Annotated in this window: 3 protein-coding genes and 1 tRNA gene; 3 read left to right on the top strand and 1 reads right to left on the bottom strand. The window is 57.8% G+C overall.

The window, feature by feature from the left end:
* Positions 1–192: 192 nt before the first annotated feature.
* The 3 genes from VGG64_15000 (at position 193) to VGG64_15010 (ending at position 2714) form a co-directional block, all read left to right on the top strand.
* Positions 193–894: a hypothetical protein gene (locus VGG64_15000; GenBank protein HEY1600912.1), complete on the top strand. Its 702-nt coding sequence runs from the start codon at positions 193–195 to the stop codon at positions 892–894.
* Positions 895–1146: 252 nt separating this feature from the next.
* Positions 1147–1245: transfer RNA gene (locus tag VGG64_15005), tRNA-Ile, on the top strand.
* Positions 1246–1670: 425 nt separating this feature from the next.
* Positions 1671–2714: a hypothetical protein gene (locus VGG64_15010; protein ID HEY1600913.1), complete on the top strand. Its 1044-nt coding sequence runs from the start codon at positions 1671–1673 to the stop codon at positions 2712–2714.
* Positions 2715–2770: 56 nt separating this feature from the next.
* On the opposite strand, the gene VGG64_15015 is transcribed toward VGG64_15010, so the two are convergent.
* Positions 2771–3479: hypothetical protein (locus VGG64_15015; GenBank protein HEY1600914.1), on the bottom strand; the 709-nt coding region annotated here is incomplete at its 5' end.

The raw sequence follows: 3479 nt of genomic DNA on the forward strand, positions 1-3479 counted from the left end.
GGAAACCGGCATCTCGGCGATTGCAAGGCATGCGGCATGGCAGGGCGACGGCTGGCAAGCGCGGCTATAAAAAACCGCTCGTGTGGGGAGGCCCCCTAGTATAACCAATCGCCGATGCGATAGCCAATTGTGCGCCGATGCGGTGGTGTCTGAACACTGTGTTGCTGGCCGGAACCCAGCATTGGGGGGACGATGATTGTCGCAAATAAGGCTAGACACGCATGCCAAACGTGGCATTTCCCCACGGCGGCCGTTATTATTCCGCAAGGCGTGATGCGCCGGTTCATGCCGCTCATGCGCAACGTCACGCGCTCACTGGCAAAGCGATTATCTCAAGGACCGGTCGCCGTGACACCAGAAAGCGAAAAGGCAGCGGAGATTCTCGACCTGTATCGCAAGCTCACAGGCGATGAGCGGAACGCCTGCCTGCAAATGATTGGGGCGATTTCTTTTGCGGAAGCCCCGTTCGTAATGATGAATGGTATGCGGCTCATTGAACAGGGCCGTTTCAATGACATGATCGCGGACGGTGTGTTGCGGCTAGTCCTGCCGATTATGGTGCAAGAAGCCAGAAAGATTGCGCACGAGCTGCCGGATATTCCCGATGAAAAATTCGAGGCCGAGTTGCTTGCCCGTGTCGCCGCCTCTACGACGGAATTCAAGCAAGAGATTGGCGAGCTTGAGCAGGCAAAGCTCAAGCAAAAACGCGACCGGAAACCAGATCCAGAGATTATTCGCCGAAACGTGGAGATCTGCGATCTGTGGGCCAAAGATAGGGCACAATGGACGCAGGGAAAGCTAGCCAGGAAATACCACCTATCGCCGCGTGCAATTCGCCTGATTTTAAACGATGAGCAAAAATGGAGGCAGGCCGCTCGCGAACATGGGGAGTAACTAGTTACTCCTCACCAATACCGGAAGTAACTAGTTACTCCGGATTGTTCTGGTCTCAATTTAACCCGATGCTTGGATTGTCCGATCCATGCGTCGGGTTTTTTATTGGCTTCGATCAAAAGGAGTGACCAGCCAATGAGGAGGGAAGCAGCCTCGCGCGATCATAGTCGCCGTTGCGTGGGGCGTGAAAGCGAAGTCCTGGCGGGTGCGGTTTTAACGCACTCGCCCCGCCAGGACGTGGCGACCACCTTTGGCAGGGTGGCCGAGTGGCAAGGCAGCCGACTTATAACCGGCAGTCGAGGCAGGCCGTCAAACCAGAGCCTCGCGTGGGTTCAACCCCCACCCCTGCCGCTGATTATCGACTTTTGCGGGCCGCCCGCAAGATTGCTTGGCGGATGAAATCCGAAGTCGTCTGCCCGGCCGCCTGCGATGCCCTTTCGACAGCGGCCCAATCATTGTCATCCATGCGGAAATACCGCTTTGGCATTTGGCCTGTAGCTGGGCGACCGGGACGGCGTTTCGGTGGATCGGCTTTCATGTCAATAGTTTACGTCCACCCATAAATTTTGTCAAACTCAATAGTTTTTGGGTGGACAAATACGCTTCGACTTGCATACAATAAGTGTAGTTCTTTGACAGCCAGAAACGAAAAAACCCCGGTGCAGCCTTGGCGGGCCACATCGGGGCAAGAACAAATCCGGCGGCTAGCGCCAGAATGCTCCGTGACAGTTGCATTCTACCACGCGAAACCGCCCCAGCAACGGGAAGGTTTCGCGATGATCTGCTGTGCCCACCAGGAATCGAAAAAGCACGGCCGCGACCGGCATGGCAACCAGCGATATCGCTGCCTGTCATGCGGCAAGACGTTCGTGGAAGTGAAGCCGGTTAAGCCGCTCGGCCCGATGCGCGTGCCGGTTGCTGACGCCAAGCTGGTCTTGCGGCTGCTGACCGAAGGTATGTCGATCCGCGCCGCCGAGCGCACTACGCACGTCAACCGCAATACGATCTGCAAGCTGCTTGTTTTCTTCGGCGATGCGTGCCGAGAATTCCTTGACGAGCGCATGCACAGTCTGACGCTGACGCACCTGCAATTTGATGAGCAATGGACGTACGTAGCTAAGAAGCAAAGCCGGTTGACGCTCCAAGAGCGCGCCGAGAAGTGCGACGTGGGCGATGTGTACCTGTGGACCTGCATTGACCAGAAAACGAAGCTGATGCCCAGCTTCATGGTCGGCAAGCGTTCCGCTGACAACGCCCGGCGCTTCATGGTGGACGTAGCCGGCCGGCTGGTTTGGCCCGACACTCGGCCACATGCCTCAGACGCGCATGCGTACAAGTCCAGCGGCTACACGCCAGTCGTGCAAATCAGCACCGACGGCTTCGCCCCCTATCCCGAGGCGGTCGACTTGGCTTTCGGCCCGTACGTGAAGTTCGGAACGATCATAAAGGAGTACCGTAACGCGAACATGATCTACACGCCCAGCGAAATGGTGGGCACGAAGCGCACGGGGATACAAGGCATAACTGGCCGCCAGTCGCGGTCGATATGCACTTCGCACGTCGAACGTCTGAACGGCACGCAGCGGCTATTCTTGAAGCGGCTTAACCGGCTGACGTACTGCTTTTCCAAGAAGATGCGGAACCTGGAAGCGGCATTTGGCATGTTCGCCGCTTACTACAACTTCTGCTGGCAAACCCGCAAGCCTGGAAAATCTGGCCAGAAGCGCCCTACGGCTGCGATGATGGCTGGGTTGGCCGGGCATGTTTGGTCGTTTGACGAACTATTCGACGCCGTGCTTGCCAGAGCAACACCAAGTTAAGACACCACCGCCGATGCGTGTCAGCCCAACGGCGCGGGGCACGAGAACCCGTTTAGTTAGTGCACAATCTCGCAGTCGGGCCGCAGCGCGCGAAACCTCTGCACGCCGGCATCCGTGACGCGCGAGCCCTTCACATCCAGCGTTTTCAGCCCGGGGAACGTGGCCAGTATCTCCAGCCCCTTGTCGCTGACGGACGAATGCGCAACGTGCAACCCCGCGAGCGCGGGCATCGCTCTCAGAATCGCCATGCCTGCGTCGGTCGCCCCGGGAGATCCGTCAATGTTGACGAAAGTCACAGTCTTGAACCCCGCCAAATCTTTGAGGTCGGACTCGCCGAGTTTCGTGTCAGGCAATCCTAGAGACAGCAACATCGGCAGGTTGTGCAGGTGCTTCAGGCCTGCGCCGGTAACGGCCGTGAAGTTAAGCCAGAGCGAGCGTAGTTGCGTCAGCCCGCGAAGGTGTGCTACCCCTGCATCAGTGATTTTGCGGTTGCCGGCGATGACCAGCGAATTGAGCTGCGCCATGGCACCGACCGCGACCAGACCGGCGTCGGTGGTGTTGGTGTTCATTAAGATCAACCACGAAAGATTGCGTTGGTGGGCGAGGTGAGCCACGCCTTCGTCGCCGATGGGCACCTGCCGGACCTTGAACTCGACCAGATTTGCCAGGCCTTCGATTCTGGCAAAATCTTTATCCGTGACGGTATTGCAATCGTTCAATTCAATCCCATACAGCACAAACGGCTCGGCCGGCAATTGGGCCGCG

This window comes from Pirellulales bacterium, assembly GCA_036490175.1.
In the GTDB taxonomy this organism is placed as follows: domain Bacteria; phylum Planctomycetota; class Planctomycetia; order Pirellulales; family JACPPG01; genus JACPPG01.